At 35.3% G+C, this 17049-nt stretch carries 11 protein-coding genes; 2 read left to right on the top strand and 9 right to left on the bottom strand.

What is annotated here, in order from left to right; all coding sequences use genetic code 11:
• The first annotated feature begins 7 nt into the window (after nucleotides 1-7).
• On the top strand, nucleotides 8-1159 hold the full coding sequence (locus tag ABWH96_RS10340; RefSeq protein ID WP_375581377.1) for an IS91 family transposase: 1152 nt from the start codon (nucleotides 8-10) through the stop codon (nucleotides 1157-1159).
• Nucleotides 1160-1444: 285 nt separating this feature from the next.
• On the opposite strand, the gene ABWH96_RS10335 is transcribed toward ABWH96_RS10340, so the two are convergent.
• Nucleotides 1445-2044 (bottom strand): universal stress protein, encoded by a 600-nt coding sequence (locus tag ABWH96_RS10335; RefSeq protein ID WP_375581376.1) that lies wholly within the window; start codon nucleotides 2042-2044, stop codon nucleotides 1445-1447.
• Nucleotides 2045-2089: 45 nt separating this feature from the next.
• Nucleotides 2090-2698, bottom strand: a complete 609-nt coding sequence (locus tag ABWH96_RS10330) for a DNA-3-methyladenine glycosylase (protein ID WP_375581375.1) — start codon at nucleotides 2696-2698, stop codon at nucleotides 2090-2092.
• 60 nt (nucleotides 2699-2758) lie between these two features.
• Here ABWH96_RS10330 and ABWH96_RS10325 point away from each other — a divergent pair, with 60 nt between their 5' ends.
• Nucleotides 2759-3628: a DUF2911 domain-containing protein gene (locus ABWH96_RS10325; RefSeq protein ID WP_375581374.1), complete on the top strand. Its 870-nt coding sequence runs from the start codon at nucleotides 2759-2761 to the stop codon at nucleotides 3626-3628.
• Between the two features lie 30 nt (nucleotides 3629-3658).
• On the opposite strand, the gene ABWH96_RS10320 is transcribed toward ABWH96_RS10325, so the two are convergent.
• The 7 genes from ABWH96_RS10320 to ABWH96_RS10290 form a co-directional block, all read right to left on the bottom strand.
• Nucleotides 3659-5410, bottom strand: a complete 1752-nt coding sequence (locus tag ABWH96_RS10320) for an OmpA family protein (protein ID WP_375581373.1) — start codon at nucleotides 5408-5410, stop codon at nucleotides 3659-3661.
• Nucleotides 5411-5514: 104 nt separating this feature from the next.
• Complete coding sequence (locus ABWH96_RS10315) at nucleotides 5515-7188, bottom strand: sodium:solute symporter (protein WP_375581372.1); 1674 nt, start codon at nucleotides 7186-7188, stop codon at nucleotides 5515-5517.
• Nucleotides 7185-7319 carry a hypothetical protein gene (locus ABWH96_RS10310; protein WP_375581371.1) on the bottom strand — a complete coding sequence of 45 codons (135 nt, stop codon included), beginning with the start codon at nucleotides 7317-7319 and terminating at the stop codon, nucleotides 7185-7187. Before ABWH96_RS10310 ends, ABWH96_RS10315 begins: the two co-directional genes overlap by 4 nt.
• A gap of 89 nt (nucleotides 7320-7408) precedes the next feature.
• Entirely contained in the window at nucleotides 7409-9037 is a 1629-nt protein-coding gene (gene treF, locus ABWH96_RS10305; protein ID WP_375581370.1) for an alpha,alpha-trehalase TreF, read from the bottom strand.
• A gap of 2 nt (nucleotides 9038-9039) precedes the next feature.
• A complete protein-coding gene (locus tag ABWH96_RS10300) occupies nucleotides 9040-10377 on the bottom strand; it encodes a vanadium-dependent haloperoxidase (protein WP_375581369.1) in 1338 nt (445 codons plus the stop codon).
• A 3-nt stretch (nucleotides 10378-10380) separates the two neighbouring features.
• On the bottom strand, nucleotides 10381-13737 hold the full coding sequence (locus tag ABWH96_RS10295) for a VCBS repeat-containing protein (RefSeq protein WP_375581368.1): 3357 nt from the start codon (nucleotides 13735-13737) through the stop codon (nucleotides 10381-10383).
• Between the two features lie 3 nt (nucleotides 13738-13740).
• Nucleotides 13741-17037 (bottom strand): VCBS repeat-containing protein, encoded by a 3297-nt coding sequence (locus tag ABWH96_RS10290; protein ID WP_375581367.1) that lies wholly within the window; start codon nucleotides 17035-17037, stop codon nucleotides 13741-13743.
• Nucleotides 17038-17049: the final 12 nt, after the last annotated feature.

Here is a 17049-nt window from a genome sequence, read left to right as displayed (position 1 = left end):
TGGTGCGATGGAAAACAAAAGACAGAAAACAGAACTGGCTGATATCTTCATTGAACACGCAGCGGATTATTTGAATACCGCAAAACTCTGCCCCGTACAAAAGAAAGCCTATCAGGCCATCACCCAATGCAGGAGTGCCTCTATGGGAGGGCATATTAACAGCTGTGATAATTGTGGGTACAATCAGCAGGCCTACAACTCGTGCAGAAACCGACATTGTCCAAAATGCCAATTTATAAGAAAGGCCAAATGGGTCGACAAACTGGCTTCAAACCTGCCTGCCACCAAGTATTTTCATTTGGTCTTTACCGTGCCTCACTGCTTGAACAAGCTGTTTTATATTAATCAAAAATTGACTTATGGCGCACTTTTTAAAGCAGCTGGCCAATCCTTGATGCAGTGCGCCAAAACCCCCAAGTATCTGGGGGCAAAGGCAGGTGCGGTATCAATATTACATACCTGGGGACAAAACCTGGATTATCACCCGCATATCCATATGATAGTGCCTGCGGGAGGATTGACCGAAGATGGAAGGGAATGGATTCCTTCCAACCCCAACTATTTCTTGCCCGTGAAGGTGCTAAGTGCTGTGTTTAGGGGTCTTTTACTCAAGCTGTTAGAAGCATCCTTCAAGAATGACCGGCTCAAAATACCTACAGGCACCCACTTTGAACAATTAAAACAGCAGTGTTATAAGACCAAATGGGTGGTTTACAGCGAAAAGCCTTTTAAATGCTCGGAAAATCTCATTAATTACTTAGGTAATTACACCCATAGGGTCGCCATAAGTAACCAAAGGATCAAAAGCCATCAAAATGGAAAGGTGAGCTTTTGGTATAAAGACTACCGTTGTGGTGGCTTGAAAAAAGTGATGAGCCTAGAGGCGAAAGAATTTATAAGAAGGTTCATGCAGCATGTCCTGCCTGACGGGTTTTGCAAAATCAGGTATTTTGGTTTTATGTCCTTGTCCAACCTTAAACAGGCCAGGGAAGACTGTAACCTTATCATTAATAAGGTCACCTACTTTCCTGTGCTGGAAGGGCTCAACGGCCTGGAAGTGTACAGGCAAATAACAGGGAACGACCCTGCTGAATGTCCTAAATGCAAGACAAAAAGTATGAAGGCAGTACCGTTGCCAAAACAGAAAACACCTGGCTAGTATTAAACTAACCGACAGTTCTTTGAAAGATTGTAGCTTTTACAAGAAGCGAGAAAAGCTTCAACAGGAAAACTACGTCTAATAAATAAAGCTTAGCATGAAACCGAGCCCTCAAAATCAGCATCCAACTGGCAAAAACCCTGCTATCTATTGGCAGGGTGAGGCCTCGGCAGCTAGTACACACATACAATGCCCATAGTCCCATCGGCTCAGTCCAACAACGTTTTATTCATCATTCTTAATGCTCTTAAATCACATTAACAGAAATGGGGATTTTATCTTTTTTTATTTACTTTTAGAGAACGATGAATAAAACGCTATAATGTTAGAGTGACTTACATGGACAAATCTTATCCTGCTTCTAAAAGGATAAATAAAGCTAACCAGTTTTTGCATGGTAATTTTATCTTGGTCAGAATAATCTGAAGCATAAACAACCGAATTCCAGTTTTTAAAATCAGCATCGAGGGGTACTGTTAAGACTGGTAGCGTGGCATTTTGAACAGTTCTTAAAGTCCTACTTCCAATAATAGTTTTCCTACTATAGCCATTTCCCTGTGTACCCATCACAATTAAATCAAATTCATTTTTAATTGCATATTGGCTAATAGAGTTATTTACTTCACCTATAGATAGGACAAAATCGCATTCAAAACCATATTCACTTTCAATTTCATCGGCCAGGCTGCTCAGCTTTTCTTTTGCATGATCTTTCAAATCATTAAAATCTGATTTTTGTCCTTCCAAAGCATGAAGAAACTCTTTTTCAGAAAAAATATGGATGAGTGTCATACTTCCCTTTCTAATCTGTAGAAGTTTTGCCGCATACTCCAATGCATTAAGAGAATATGCTGAAAAATCTATTGGGCATAAGAATTTATCCATTCTGTTATTATTAATTAATATCTAATTTATAAAAAAAACGCATTATTAAGGCTGACTAATAAATTTATTTCCAGAAATATAAAATCTCCAAGGGAGTAATGCATCCTCTTCTGCATAATCAATTCCTATTCGAGTAGTACTAACTATAGTATCAACAAAAATATTAGAATCAGCTATATATAAATCTTCACTATTTACGAGGTCTAAAGCATTTTGAGATTTATCTATACCTAATGCTTTTGTAAGCTTTCCTGGGCCTGAGAAGATATTAGGCTTTATCTTATTTACATTTCTTCTTTGTAACATAATTTCCTCACCTAAAATCGGCTCTATAGCTCTTATTAAAACTGCATCAGCATTACCTTTTGTATTTGTTACTATATTAAAAAGATGATGAATTCCATAGCACAAATAAATATAAGCTACTCCTCCTTTTTCGTACATAGTTGCTGTTCTTTTAGTAAACCGCCCCAAGTGTGCATGACAAGCTTTATCGTTCTTTCCTGCATAAGCTTCGGTTTCTGTGATCATTGCTTCACAGTAATTACCCTCAATATTAGCACATATTACTTTACCTAATAAACTTTTTGCCACATGAACTACATCTGGATTTTGAAAAAATGTTCTTCCTAATCTTTTTTTTGTAACTTTCATTCAGAAAAGTAGTTTTTGATTGCTAATTACTCTTTAATTTAACTAAAAAACATAATCATTATGAAAAAATCAGTATTACTATTTGGCTTATCTATTTTAATAATAGGTTCGCTTGAGCTAAAAGCTCAGATTAACATCCCTCAACCTTCACCAAAAGCGAAGGTAGAAACAACTGTTGGGTTAACTGATGTATCTATCAGCTATTTTAGACCAAGCTTAAAAGGACGACAGGTTTTTGGAGAAGGAGATGATTATTTACAACCATATGGCGTTTTATGGAGAGCAGGAGCAAATAGTGGAACAGTATTAAATTTAAATACAGAAGCTATAATTGCAGGAAATAAAGTGGAAGCGGGAGAATATTTAATTTTCATGACCCCAGGGGAAAATGAATGGGAATTCAAATTATATAGCGACCTGTCCTTAGGTGGTAATGTTGGCAACTATGATGAATCGAAAGAGGTAATATCTGTAATTCAAGAAGCGGAAGAATTAGATAAACCAGTGGAGACTTTAACGTACCAGATTTCAGATATTAGCCCTGATAACAAAACCGCTAATATACACTTCGAATGGGAAAATGTTAGTTTAAAGATTCCTTTTGAAGTTGCTTATGACGATTTAGTAATGACACAAATAGAGCAAAACACGAAGGTTGATCCTAGAAACCTTATTACGGCTGCAAACTATTATTATACTACTGACAAAGATTTAAAGCAAGCTTTAAAATGGATTGATGCTTATTTAGCAGAAGGTAATAATAGTGCTCAATTCTGGAACTTACATTTAAAGGCTCAAATTTTAGCTAAAATGGGTCAGAAAAAGCAGGCTAAAGAAGTTGCTGAAAAATCTATTGAATTAGCTAAAAAGAACAGTTCAGGTGATTTTGGATATGTAAAAAGAAATCAAGATCTAATTGATTCATTGTAAAATAAAATAGTAGGGAAACAAACCTCTATTCTATTCTTCAAATTTCGAAAGGTCGAGGATTTTCACTTCGGCTTTTCGAGATTTATCCTCCGCTCCCCCAGAAAGTACTCCAAAACCTCTGGCCGCCAATCTATCTTCTTCAATACCTTGTTCAATAAAGAAAGCTAATACAGATTGTGCCCTTTTATTTGATAATTCATAGTTGTATCTAGGATTACCATCAGAAGACGCAAAGGCCGATATTTGTACACCAAGATTATAATGAGCTTTTAAAAATTTAGCCATGTCTTTCAGTTTTGGTTCATGTCTTTCCAGAATATCAGTTGAATTTACCTCAAAATAGACCTGGTAAGCAGAAATACTAAGTACAGAATCTATCAACTTTTTTGTGTCTAGTTCCTCATCAGTTACAAATTCATTTTCTGATTTCTTAAGATTTGCAATTCTTTCTTTAGCCGTTATTCCTAAATCTCCCACGTGTTTCACCATATAGATATCCGTAAAACCTAAGCCTTCTTCTCGTACTGAAGCTAAATAACCTCTTTCGCCATCGGAAGTAGGATGGAAATAAACTTCGTCATCTACCGTATTTACAGGATAACCTAAATTTTCAGGTTTACCCCATTTTTCTGTTTTACTGTTATATTTTGTGGTGAAAACATCAAAACCGCCAAAGCCTTTATGACCTTTACTACTAAAATATATTGTCACACCATCTTTAGCCATATAGGGGCCATCTTCATCTTGCTTGGTATTGATTTCTGGCCCCATGTTAAAGGGTCTTTTCCACTGACCATCTTCTTTATAACAACCATAAATATCAAAACCACCGTATCCACCTGGCCTATTGGAGGCAAAGAGCATAAACTCACCATCTTCAGAAACCCAAATTGATTGCTCCGCAAAGCCTTGAGAATTAATTCTACCTTCTAAGGGAACTGGTTTAGACCATTCTTCATTGGCATTTTCGGTTGAGTAATATATATCACCATTCCCCTCATCAGAATAAATATATAAGGTTTTACCATCACTGCTCAAAAACAAATTTGAATCATGATAAGGAGTATTAACATTTTGACCTATATTTTTTGCTGTAGTCCAAGTAACTCCTTTTCGTTTAGAAATATAGATATCCTCAAAATAAAAATTGTCTTTATCCACATTTTCATTTGTATTATCTTCCTGTCTTCGTGATGTAAAAATCATAACAGTTTCATCCTCATTTAAAACAGGCGCATAATCTGGCCAGGTTGAATTCACATCCTCTCCAACATTTTCAATGGTATAAGAAGAAGGCATATTAATGATTTCTTTTGCATTCTGACATTCTTCAATTCTATCATTTACGTCATAAATAGAGGTCTTATCACCTCCTCTATAACTTTTATTTGCCATTAACCTTTTTTTGTAGGCATTGAAATGCTTGATGGCTTTTTCGAATTCCAAACCATATTGATATCCTCTTCCTAATAAATAGTCAATATTAAAACGGTATTTTGAGTCTAAACTTTTCACTCTTTCAAAATACTTAGTGGAATAGTCTCTGTTAACTGTTTCTAAGAATAGTTTACCTGCCATATAATTGGCCCGGATGTTCATAGTGTCTGCCTCTGCTGACTGAATATATATATCCTTTGCAATTTCAATTGCATCTTTAGCCTCTGCATATACCTGATCAGCCTGATCCATATAAATCTTGGATAATTCAGGATCTTGAGCTGAGATTTCTAAGCTTGGCAGGATGAATAAGAACAGAAATGATAAAAGTATTTTCGACTTCATATAGATTAGAAAAATACAACTAGAGAATGAAACCTCCAAATAAATCAGGAAAATAGATACTACACTATCATTGATTTAAGGAATTCTTCTCCATAAAAGCGAAATTACCTATTCTTGAAATATTGATAAAATAAACCTACTAAAATCACTATTCCACAGCCTAATAAATTGAACCATAGGTAAGCCGTATCGGTAAAGAAATAAAAGTATAAAACGATTATTTGTGCTACTATTGCTCCAGCGAATACAGCATTTCCTTTGATGTATTTAATAAAAAATCCTGATAAGAAAATACCTAATATGGTGCCATAAAATATTGACCCTAAAATATTTACGGCTTGGATAAGGTTATCCAACAAACCAGCAAAAGTGGCAAAAAACACGGCTACCAATCCCCAGAAAAGCGTAAAAAGCTTAGAAGCTATTAAATAATGTTTTTCACTACCTTTTTTGTATATATTTCTTTTATAAATATCGATTATACTGGTGGAAGCCAACGCATTTAGCTCGGAAGCTGTTGAGGACATAGCGGCAGAGAAAATTACGGCCAATAATAGCCCGATAATTCCTTTGGGTAAGTTGTCCATTACAAAAGTGATGAAAACGTAATCAGTATCAGTGGTTTCTAGATCGTCATTTGTAGCTTTTATTATAGCTTTAGCCTCATCTCTTAATTGCTCTTCATTCTTATGAATAACTGCTATCGACTCTTTTAAATCATCAATTTGCCCCCCTTCAGCATTTGACAATAATTGGATTTGCCTTCTTTTCTCTTCAAATAAATTGGAGTACTCCTGTTCTACTGCTTGATACTTTTCTTTTTGTTCTTCATTCAAGTAGACTTCATCTTTTGCTGCTTCATTAAAGAATACAGGAGCCTGATTAAATTGATAAAACACGAATACCAAGGCACCAATAAACAAAATAACAAACTGCATAGGTATTTTCAATAAACCATTGAACATTAATCCCAGCCTACTTTCTGTTAAGGTTTTACCTGATAAATATCTTGCTACTTGCGATTGGTCAGTTCCGAAATAGGATAAAGCCACAAACAAGCCTCCCAATAAACCTGTCCATAAAGTATAGCGATTTTCTAAATCCACTTCAGTATTAATCAATTCTAATTTTCCTAGATGACCTGCTAGTTTTGTGGCCTCCACTATTCCTATATCCTCAGGAAGCAATTTCACCACAAAAAGCCCAGCCACTATCATCCCTCCCATCATGATAATCATCTGATGCTTTTGGGTTTGACTTACCGCTTTTGTACCTCCACTTACCGTGTAAATGATTACTAATGAGCCTATGATAACTGTAGTATAAACCAAAGGCCAACCTAAAATAGAAGATAGAATAATAGCTGGAGCATAAATGGTGATTCCTGCCGCTAAACCTCTTTGAATTAAGAATAGAAATGCACCTAAAATTCTGGTTTTTAAATCGAAACGTGATTCTAAATATTCATAAGCAGTATAAACTTTTAATTTATAATAGATTGGTAAAACCCAGATGCTCAGAATGATCATGGCAATCGGCAATCCAAAATAAAACTGAATAAAACCCATACCACTTTCATAAGCCTGGCCTGGAGTGGATAAAAAAGTAATGGCACTGGCTTGAGTCGCCATGATAGACAACCCAATTGTCCACCATTTCATGCTATTATCTCCTTTTAGATAGGATTCTATGTTTTTGCTACCTCTGGTTTTATAAACACCATAGCTTACAATCATTATAAGGGTTCCGAAAAGGACAATCCAATCTAAAGCGCTCATGCAAAATATCGGGTTATGGCGTAAAAAATACCTATTAAACTAATAAGCACGATAATCAATAACCAGTAGAAATTCTTCCACTTCCCTAAAACGGGCGGTTCATTATTTTCCAACTCTTTATCGTTTTCCATTAGCGGAAATTAGAGGGATTTTTTGAAAATAAAAAATGAGTTTTGCTGAATGGTATATAGAAATGCTTGATATGCTCAGATGAACAACATCAATCAAGTGCTATCGCATCCTTCTCCTCCAATATCTTCTTCATCGCTACAGCTACTCCGTTAGTCCATCCAAAGCCATCTTGTAATGGATATTCTCCCCCTCCTGCTTGCAGACTAGTATCTGCAACATTGTATTTCTCCATCATCTTACCAGTCTGTTGGTATACTTTTTCATTTAAGCTCAGCCATCTATCCATTACATCCAAGCCTAAATCATGCTCTCCATAATTAAATAGTGCTTGAATCCCAATCCATTGTAAAGGAGCCCAGGCATTGGGATAATCCCATTGCTGTCCACTTTCAATTGTAGTACTTACAAAGCCACCATCTAGTAATAAATTATTTTTCATTTGTTTGATAACCGAGCGTGCTTTGTCTTTAGGGGCAATTTTGGCAAAAAGCGGATAGGCAGTGGCCATACTTAAAATATTGGTATGGTCATTTTTAGCAAAGTTAAAATCCGAATAGCGCTTAGCCTTTTCATCCCATAGTAAGCTGTTGATTGCATTTTTTCTCTTATTAGCTTTTTCGAGGTAAATGTCAGCACTATCAAGTTGTTCCTTCCAGTTATAAGCTTGAGCAATTTTAATTTCAAGAAAATATAAAAGCACATTTAAATCAATAGGGATAATATCAGTGGTTTGAATTGTTTTCATTTCCTGAGAATTTTCAAACCATCTACTGCTGTAATCCCAACCAGATTCAGCCCCAGCTCTTAAATGAAGATACGTTTTCTCCTCATCCAATCCATTTTCATGCACCAATTCATAATCTTCTTTGAATGATTCAGGCCTAGCTTTGGCATACTCATCAAAATATCTGTTCAGCACGATATCATCTTCCAATAAAACTACTCTTTTTATAGCAGGATTAGCTTCAGATAATTTTTTACTTCCACTCATCCAAAATTCATATTCTTTCAATAATTGAGGTTGATATGAAATAAATTTTGAACGATTATTAGAGGTCAGTTCATCCACCATTAAAGCAAAGAAAGGCGGCTGACTCCTTCCCGTATAATAAGCCCTATTTCCATTGGGGATAAAACCCAAATCATCAATTAAATAGGCGAAATTATCCAACATATTGATTGCCAAGTCTTCTTTCCCAGAAGCTTTGAGGCCAAGCATAGTAAAATAGGAATCCCAATAATAAATCTCTCTAAAACGACCTCCAGGAACTACATAAGCATTTGGTAGTGGAATTAAGGAAGCATTTTGAATAGAATCTTTCGGACGGGTTAATATTGGCCAAAGACTTTCGATATGTTCATACATATCCTTTTCCTTATCGGATTCAAAATCAGTTTTGGGATTTTCTGGTAGTTCAAAATGCTCTAAAACGAAAGCTTTTAAATCAAAATCCTGTTTATTTCTTTCTGCTAAAAAGCTAATCTGGATTTTTTTTAAACCCATTTTAGGTTTACAATCCACAAAGGTTTTAGAATCTTCAAACACCCCTTCTAATTGAACTGTTCTAAATAACTCAGAATCATAAAACGCTGTGAAATCTTCTAGCTGATTTTCGCTTTGAAGATTTCTTTCTTCTGCTACTTCTGCGCAGGAAGAAAAAATCAATACTAAAAAAAAGAAGAAATAGATTCTAAACTTATTGAACAGCTTTTTCATGATTAATTTTCCGCAATTGCATTATTATTTTTGAATTCTATATTTTTTCTTATCAAATCTCCAACTTTTTGACCTTGCCAAATTCCTTCCTCTATTGCTCTTCTATAATGAATACCTCCATACAATCTGCTGATAGCCGCTTCTTGTGAGGCTTCCATAAATGAATTAAATTCTCGAGAAGGAAGTCCAAATTTAACCTCTGTGCTATCGACAAAACTAAAGTTGTCACCATAAACATCAGTTAAGGCATTGGCAGCAGCAGTAGAAATCACACTATGCCCACTGGTGTATTCTGGAAAAGGTGGAGTTTGCAATGTAGGCGTCCAATCATCATCTATTTTTCTATTAATGATAGTTTCTGGTCTAATTAAATTAGACCGATATTTTTCATCCCAACAAGAAATAAAACCATCGGCTAAAGCAATTGAGGTCTTAGTATAAGCATAACTACTTTTCATTAAATCTGCAGAATCTAAAACAGAAGCAATTTTTGTAATTCCCATCCAATGACCACCAGGTGTAATTTTCTTGGTAGCAAACATCACATGGCCTGTGATATTCATCACATAAGGATTACAATCCCAAAATGAAGCTATTTCCTTCTTTTCTTTATCCACACCTTTCACGACTTCATAAACTTCCATTAGTTCTTTATAAAAGGGGCTGCTTTCTTCCATGCTAAATTCATAAGGAGGTTGTGGAATAAATTGGTTGGCACTATCCAACACAAAAGGCCTGATTTTATTCCAATGAGGTTCTATTGCAGCCATGTAAGCAGGCGGTGTAGGCTCCCAATGATGAGGTTTGTCACTCAAAGGATGCTTGGACATGGTTCGGGTTTCCTTGTAATTATCTTCATCTGCCCAAGCCACTATATGTTGATGGACTGTTTTAGCATAATTAACTGATGCTTCCCATTCATCATCTGACATCCCCCTTTTTTCCAGATCAGACTTCCATTCTGTCAGCCATTCCTCCATTTTCTCTTCTGAAAAAATCAGCATTTTAGAAGTCAGATAATTAGCATAAAGAGCTGCTATTTTAAAATTCACATTAGCCTCTTTAGGAGCAGGAATGGGCTGTAAACCATTTAATTGCCCAGCCAAAGGGCGAAACGATGAGTCTTCCAAGGCTAATACTTCATAAGTAGCTATAGAAGGGTAAACATAAACCCTACTGGCCACTGGAGGAGAAAAAATATCATGAACTGTCACATCAGTTACTTTTTGCATCAATGAATGCAAATCTTTCGCTTCTACTACAGTTTTATGATTTTCAGATGGGCTACAAGAAAAAAAGAACCCAAAAAACACTAAAAAATAAAATACTGTACCCTTCATTTATTACTTATTTATATTTTCAAAAGCTATCAATTTCAAACTATTATCATTTCTGGCAACCAATACATATTGTTTACCATTCACCTTAATAGATCTCAATTTCCTAATCTGACCATCAAGCCTCAAGCCTTTCACTCTCTTTATGTTAAAGCTAGAATCTTGAATTTGAAAAAGTGTTCCATACTGGGCATCATATTTACCCATTTCAATATTATTCTCATAAAAATTTCCAGCCCCTAATAGTTCCCTATTATCATTATCAATAAACGCTATCGCATTTAAAGTAGAAATTTGAAGCTCCATTGGCAAGGCAATAGCTTCAAAAGTACCATCTCCATTATTTTTATAAAAATAACTTGAAAAATCATTTGCAGATAACTTTTTAGCAGAGTTTAATGCGTCTGCTCCAAATATTTCATTTAAATCAGCTCTGGAAAAATCCTGAGCATATTTCCACTCCTTTTTAAGATTAGGCAATTGCTTCAATATTTCAGAATGATTAGCAAAAGGAATTTCCTTTCCATTCAGAAAATAAGTCAATAATGGGTCAGTTTGACCATTATCATCAAAATCTTTGATGTATAAATTGACTGGCTCATTATCCGTTGGTTTAAATCTAGCGTTTTCTCCTATGTTGCCTGCTAAGATATCCATATTGCCATCCCCATCAAAATCTCCAGTTTTTACATGCTTCCACCACCCTTTTTCATTCCCTACTTCTTGCACCGAAAATTTATCACCTTCATTGATCATGACTTTGATAGATTCCCATTCGACTGCCAAAATAATATCAGGTTTACCATCGTCATTTATGTCTGCTACTGAGGCATCCGTCACCATTCCCATTTCATTTAAAAATGGAGCGAAATCCTCATTAGCCAAAGTAAAAGTTCCATCTTGATTATTGAGGTAAAGTTTAGAACCTGGTGCCAAACCATAACCATAAGGAACCGCTCGCCCACCAAAAAACACATCCTGAAAACCATCACCATTAAAATCTGCAATAATAACCGATGATGCTGTCATATGGCTGTCCTCAAAAACATATTTTTCACTAAAATTGCCTTCACCATCATTCAAATAAATTCGTTGGGTAAGGTATTCAGAATCTCCCCTGTATTCATTACCACCTGAAGCAATGATTAAGTCTAGGTCTCCATCATTATCTACATCCGCAAAAACAGCGTCCACGTCCTCGAAATTATTATCACTTTTGATTAATGCTTGTTCCATTAATTCGAACTCCTCACTTTCAGTTTGTAACCAGATTTGACTTTCCTCACGCTTAGCAGAACCAATAAAGAAATCTTCTCTCCCATCTCCATTAATATCTGCAACAGCAAGTGCTGGGCCTTCTGAGGATACCATGTGAGGCATTAAAGGCTCTCTTATGAATTCTACAAATTGATTTTCTTCATGAACTATATCTAAACCTAATGAGTCCTGCATTTCAACTGCTCTGTAATCAAATTTACTTGGTTGAAGTGTAGTATAATCAAAAGCGGATAATCCTCCTTGATATTCAATTTTATGAGCTTTATTGTAGTCTAGGTTATTCAGATTTTGAGTTTTCCCATCTGGCCAAATCAATTGGATATTTTCAACTAGACTGCTATCTCCTATTGCGACATGGAATTTATCTTGTGCCGAACTCTGAAATCCTTTTACAGGAAAATATTCATAATTTAGTTTTTTGTTATTTGTCAACTCTACAATTACACGGCTTCCAATTGCATTTCGGTTCTTTTCAGTGCCTTCTAATTCCAATTGCAAATACTTACCACTTCTATCCTCTTCAACAGCCTTATTTTTATAAATGAAGGGTTTGTCTTCCAAATTATTGACTACTATATCCAAATCCCCATCATTATCCAGGTCAACATAGATTGCTCCGTTGGAATAGGAATTTTGATTATTATTGATTTGAGTACTAACATCATCAAAACTTAAGTCTGCATTATTGGAGAAAAAACGATTCGGCAATTTGATTTTTGGCATACGTTCCACAATTTCCAAATCCTCTTTGTCGACTACCCCCATCTCGGTTTTTTTTCGCTGATCTTCATTAGAACTCATGTAATTGATATAATCGATATCATTCATCCTACGAGGAATTCCATTGGAAACGAATAAATCCTTTTGGCCATTATTATTGAAATCCATGAAAAGCGGTGCCCATGACCAATCAGTGGCATAAATATCTGCATAAAGCGCAATTTCGCTAAAGGTGCCATTTTGATTATTAAGTTGGAGATTATTACGGGCAAATTGATCATTATACCCAAAGTCTTTTTTGAAACGGTAAACGTCAAAAGCCTCCTCTCCCAAACTGCTTTTTAATATTTGAGGATCATAGGCCAACATATCCAGTGAAATGATGTCATTAAAACCATCATTATTGATATCTGCCATATCTACCCCCATGGAAAACCGACTGGTATGCTGCATTTGTTCAGTCAGCATTTCTTTGAAAGTACCATCTTGCTGATTAATGTAGAGATAATCGTTTTCATGAAAATCGTTGCCTACATAAATATCAGGATAGCCGTCATTATTCACATCACCAACGACTACTCCAAGGCCATATCCAATAACAGAGCTGTTAATCCCACTTTCTTGAGTAGCATTTACAAATGTTTCATTATCATTTCTGAAATATCGATCCCCTGAAACATTACTGGTCTCCCCCTGAAATGATTCTCGCTTTCCAAATGTTCCATTTTGATGAACACTATGGTTCAGTTGAAACATATCCAAATCGCCATCTTTATCAAAATCAGCAAAAACAGCCTGAGTTCCAAAACCGGCTAAATCTAAATCGTAAGCAATGGCTTCATCTTCAAAAATCGGAATACCATTTTCAATTTTTTTACAAATAAAGAGTTGATTAGATCCTTTTAAAATCTCATGATCACCCACCACATTAACATAAATATCAAGCATTCCATCCTGATTGATATCTACCACTGAAGCACCCGTTGACCAATAACCATCTCCTTTTATACCAGCCTCTTCACTTATATCTTTGAATTTAAAATCCCCTTGATTTAAGAACATTTTATTTTCCCCCATATTGGAAGTGAAAAATAAATCTACCAAGCCATCATTATTGAAATCCCCTGCAGCAACACCACCTCCATTATAAAAATACATATAATCAAAAAAGGAAAACTCAGTTGTCTGCTCCAATGTATTCTCAAAATGTAAGCCTGTTTTTTCAGCTTCTAATAGTTCAAAATAAGACTCTTTTGAATCGCTGCAAGCTGAGAATATACTTAAAAAAGTAAAAAGTGCTAAGCAGCCTTTTAAATAGGAAATGATATGATTTGAATGTGTTCTACTCACTTTATTTATTATCATTTTTTATTTTCTGATTTGTAATAAAACAGCCTCTTTATTATTAATTCCTACAATTAAATGTTTTTGATCCTGAATTTGAATAGGATTTATAGATCGAATATTCCCACTTAACCCTAAGCTTTTGTATTCAGAAATGATATCAAAATTACCTTTTCCATCTCCAAACAAAACTAATCCATCATTTGCATCCAACTTACCGAATTGTGGTTTAAAATCTCCTTCATTCCCAGCTAAAATCAAATCCAAATTGCCATCTTCATCTATATCCATTATTTCAATGGCGTGAACAGCTGAAAACTGCACCTCGTAAGGTAAATTAGCTTTTTTAAACTCTCCATTGCCTTTATTGAGCAAGACAGTCGTCTGGAAAGTATTGACAGATTTAAAGGACGCTCCTTCAATTTTTTCAGGCCCAAATAAATCCTGAATTGATTTGGTACCATAATCCTTATATTTCAGACTTTGCTTTTTCAGGCTTGGGATTTGACTTATCATTTCTCCTTTTTGCTGAATCGGCATATCCTCCCCTTCAACTGTTCTGGTTAAAATTTTATCTTTGTCCCCATTAGAATCGAAATCTTCTAACCATATTTTGACAGGCATTTCATCTGTTGCAGAAAAGTAAAAATTATCCCCTCTATTGCCTAAAACCAAATCAGGCAAACCGTCATTGTTTAAATCAGCTATTTCAACAGCATTCCACCAGCCTTTAGAATTCTTTAAAGGATTATCTTCCAATCTTTTTAACTGCTTACCTGCTATTTCGAAAATCTCAACACCCATCCATTCACCTGAAATGATTAAGTTTTGATTACCATTCTGATCAATATCCACAATTTTGGCATCTGTAATCATTCCCAATCCATCCAATTCTTTTGCTCTTCTGACGGTCATGTCTTTAAAGTTGCCATTTCCATCATTTTCAAGTAGAAAGCTCTTAGGGCTTTCTCCATATTCTTGTGGAACTGAACGGCTGCCTACAAATAAATCCATATCACCATCTTCATCATAGTCGAAACTTAAGACAACTGAAGTATTAAATCCCGTTTCAGGAATGGCGTTTTCTTGTATTTCAAAATTTCCAGAAGCGGTTTGTAAAAACAGCTTATCATTAAAAACAGGAGTAGCTTGAGCCTTATGATTTCCACCGTAACCGAAATAAATATCCAATAAATCATCTTCATTTGCATCAAATGCATGAATAGCAGTTACTTCCTTATCAACATCATCAAATTGTATTGATTTAAATTCGCCATTGGATCGCTGAAAATAAATACTGCTAGCTTGCCCTACTGCACCAGCTATAATCACATCCTCTAATCCATCATTATTTAAATCGATTACTTCCACTACAGGACCTTCCTTGGACAACATTCTCATAATTAAGCCTTCATAATAAAAGTCCACATGATTATCTTCTTTATGTTTCTGAAAGCCATTATCGACTTGCTTGAAGAATTGATCTTCCGTTTCCTTTAGAAATGGTGTTTCAAATCTCCCTTTTTCTTTGGATATACTTTTGTAACTGATGGTCAATAATGAATCAATTTTTGGCTCTTGAATAACACTAATCATCTTATTAGGCCAAATGACTTTGAGTGAATCAATTTTTGTAATATTTCCTAAACCAAAGTGAAGGTTATAATCTACAGAAGATTGAAACCCTCTGCTTGGCATCATTTGCCTATAAAACTGATTTCCTTCTGCGAAAACCTGCACTTTGGCCCCAATAGCATCACGATTAGGCTTTTCGAAGTCCAGTGCTACTTTAAGATAGTGCGTACTGTCTGTTTTAGCATTGCTCTTATAAATTGAAGAAGGATGATTTAAATTATTCACTATTAAATCCAGACTTCCATCATTGTTTAAGTCGGCATAGGCTGCACCATTAGAGAATGTTTCTTGTCCTAAGCCCATCTCTTTTTCTTGGCTGCTAAATTGCAAATCCCCTTGGTTGATAAACATTTTATTAGCTTGAGGATTACTTGGCATTTTCGCTAAAACATCCTCCATTTTATCCTTTTTACCAGTCAAGACCATTCTTTGCACCACATCGTTAGCAAAGAAATCCATAAAATCAGCATCCGTTACATCTTGGTAGACCCCATTACAAACAAAAATATCATTATAACCACTCATGTTGGCATCAAACATTAGGGCTCCCCAGCTCCAATCGGATTGAGCAACACCAGCATACCAGGCTATTTCATGAAAGCTTCCGTTTCCAGTATTTAGCTGTAAAGCATTGTGCATGTATTGATGATAAAAGTCCCTTCTGAGTTTGAGTTGATAGGTATTATAATCTTCAAACTGTAATTTCTGCTTGATCAGTTGATCTGTTTCAGGGATCATTTCAGTGGTGAATATTTCAGGATAGCCATCGTTATTGATATCGGCTAAATCAGCTCCCATGGAAGCCAAACTCATATGCCCCATCCATTTTTTGCTATCTTCGGAAAATGTGCCATCTCCTTGGTTGATATAGAGATAATCCCTCTCAAAGAAATCATTGGAAACGTATATATCTTGCAGATGATCTCCATTAACATCTCCAACCGTAACACCTAGGCCAAATCCAATTAATGAACCGTAAATTCCTGCTTCTCTACTTACATCTACAAACTTTCCATCATCATTTCGGAGCAATTTATCTCCACCGCCTTTTACAAAATCTTTTACGTCCCAATCTTCGGCATATAAATCTCTTTTATTGCTATTATTGAGTGTGTTTACTGGTATAAATGAATTATTAAGAATATAAACATCCAAATCTCCATCCCCATCATAATCAAAAAAGGCTGCATGGGTGGTATAGCCTGGTTCATCTAAACCATATTCAGCTGCTTTTTCGGTGAAAGTATTGTCACCATTATTGATGAATAATTCATTTACAGGTTCACTGCCTTCTTGATAACCTGCATTACTAATATAAATATCTTTAAAACCATCTTGATTGAGGTCAATGATACTTACCCCTGTGCTCCAACCACCATAACCTTTTAAGCCAGCACTTTCCGTAATGTCCTCAAACTGAAAATTGCCTTTATTGAGGTAGAGTTTATTATTGACTTGGTTTCCTGTAAAAATAATATCTTGGAGGCCATCATTATTAATATCGATGATGCCTACTCCTCCTCCATTATAGAAATTACGATAGGAAAAAATATTGAATTTATCTTTATTCTCTACTTGATTAAGAAAGGTAATACCCGTTTGGGTAGAATCAAGTAATTCAAAAGTGGTATTTATATTATCAGTCTTTTCACTTTCAGGGCTACTTTCACAAGCTAAAAGTGACATAAAAATAAGACT

The sequence above is a fragment of the Marivirga tractuosa genome, from assembly GCF_042140215.1.
Classification (GTDB): Bacteria; Bacteroidota; Bacteroidia; order Cytophagales; family Cyclobacteriaceae; genus Marivirga; species Marivirga tractuosa_A.
The sequence above is the reverse complement of the archived record's forward strand: the minus strand, read 5'-3'. Positions and strand labels throughout refer to the sequence as shown.

Excerpts from the sequence above, each read along its gene's own strand:
- ABWH96_RS10315 (WP_375581372.1), bottom strand. The coding sequence starts at position 7,188 with ATGAGCGCTTTAGATTGGATTGTCCTTTTCGGAACCCTTATAATGATT.
- ABWH96_RS10300 (WP_375581369.1), bottom strand. The coding sequence starts at position 10,377 with ATGAAGGGTACAGTATTTTATTTTTTAGTGTTTTTTGGGTTCTTTTTT.
- ABWH96_RS10335 (WP_375581376.1), bottom strand. The coding sequence starts at position 2,044 with ATGGATAAATTCTTATGCCCAATAGATTTTTCAGCATATTCTCTTAAT.
- ABWH96_RS10295 (WP_375581368.1), bottom strand. The coding sequence starts at position 13,737 with ATGATAATAAATAAAGTGAGTAGAACACATTCAAATCATATCATTTCC.
- ABWH96_RS10340 (WP_375581377.1), top strand. The coding sequence starts at position 8 with ATGGAAAACAAAAGACAGAAAACAGAACTGGCTGATATCTTCATTGAA.
- treF (WP_375581370.1), bottom strand. The coding sequence starts at position 9,037 with ATGAAAAAGCTGTTCAATAAGTTTAGAATCTATTTCTTCTTTTTTTTA.
- ABWH96_RS10330 (WP_375581375.1), bottom strand. The coding sequence starts at position 2,698 with ATGAAAGTTACAAAAAAAAGATTAGGAAGAACATTTTTTCAAAATCCA.
- ABWH96_RS10310 (WP_375581371.1), bottom strand. The coding sequence starts at position 7,319 with ATGGAAAACGATAAAGAGTTGGAAAATAATGAACCGCCCGTTTTAGGG.
- ABWH96_RS10320 (WP_375581373.1), bottom strand. The coding sequence starts at position 5,410 with ATGAAGTCGAAAATACTTTTATCATTTCTGTTCTTATTCATCCTGCCA.
- ABWH96_RS10290 (WP_375581367.1), bottom strand. The coding sequence starts at position 17,037 with ATGTCACTTTTAGCTTGTGAAAGTAGCCCTGAAAGTGAAAAGACTGAT.
- ABWH96_RS10325 (WP_375581374.1), top strand. The coding sequence starts at position 2,759 with ATGAAAAAATCAGTATTACTATTTGGCTTATCTATTTTAATAATAGGT.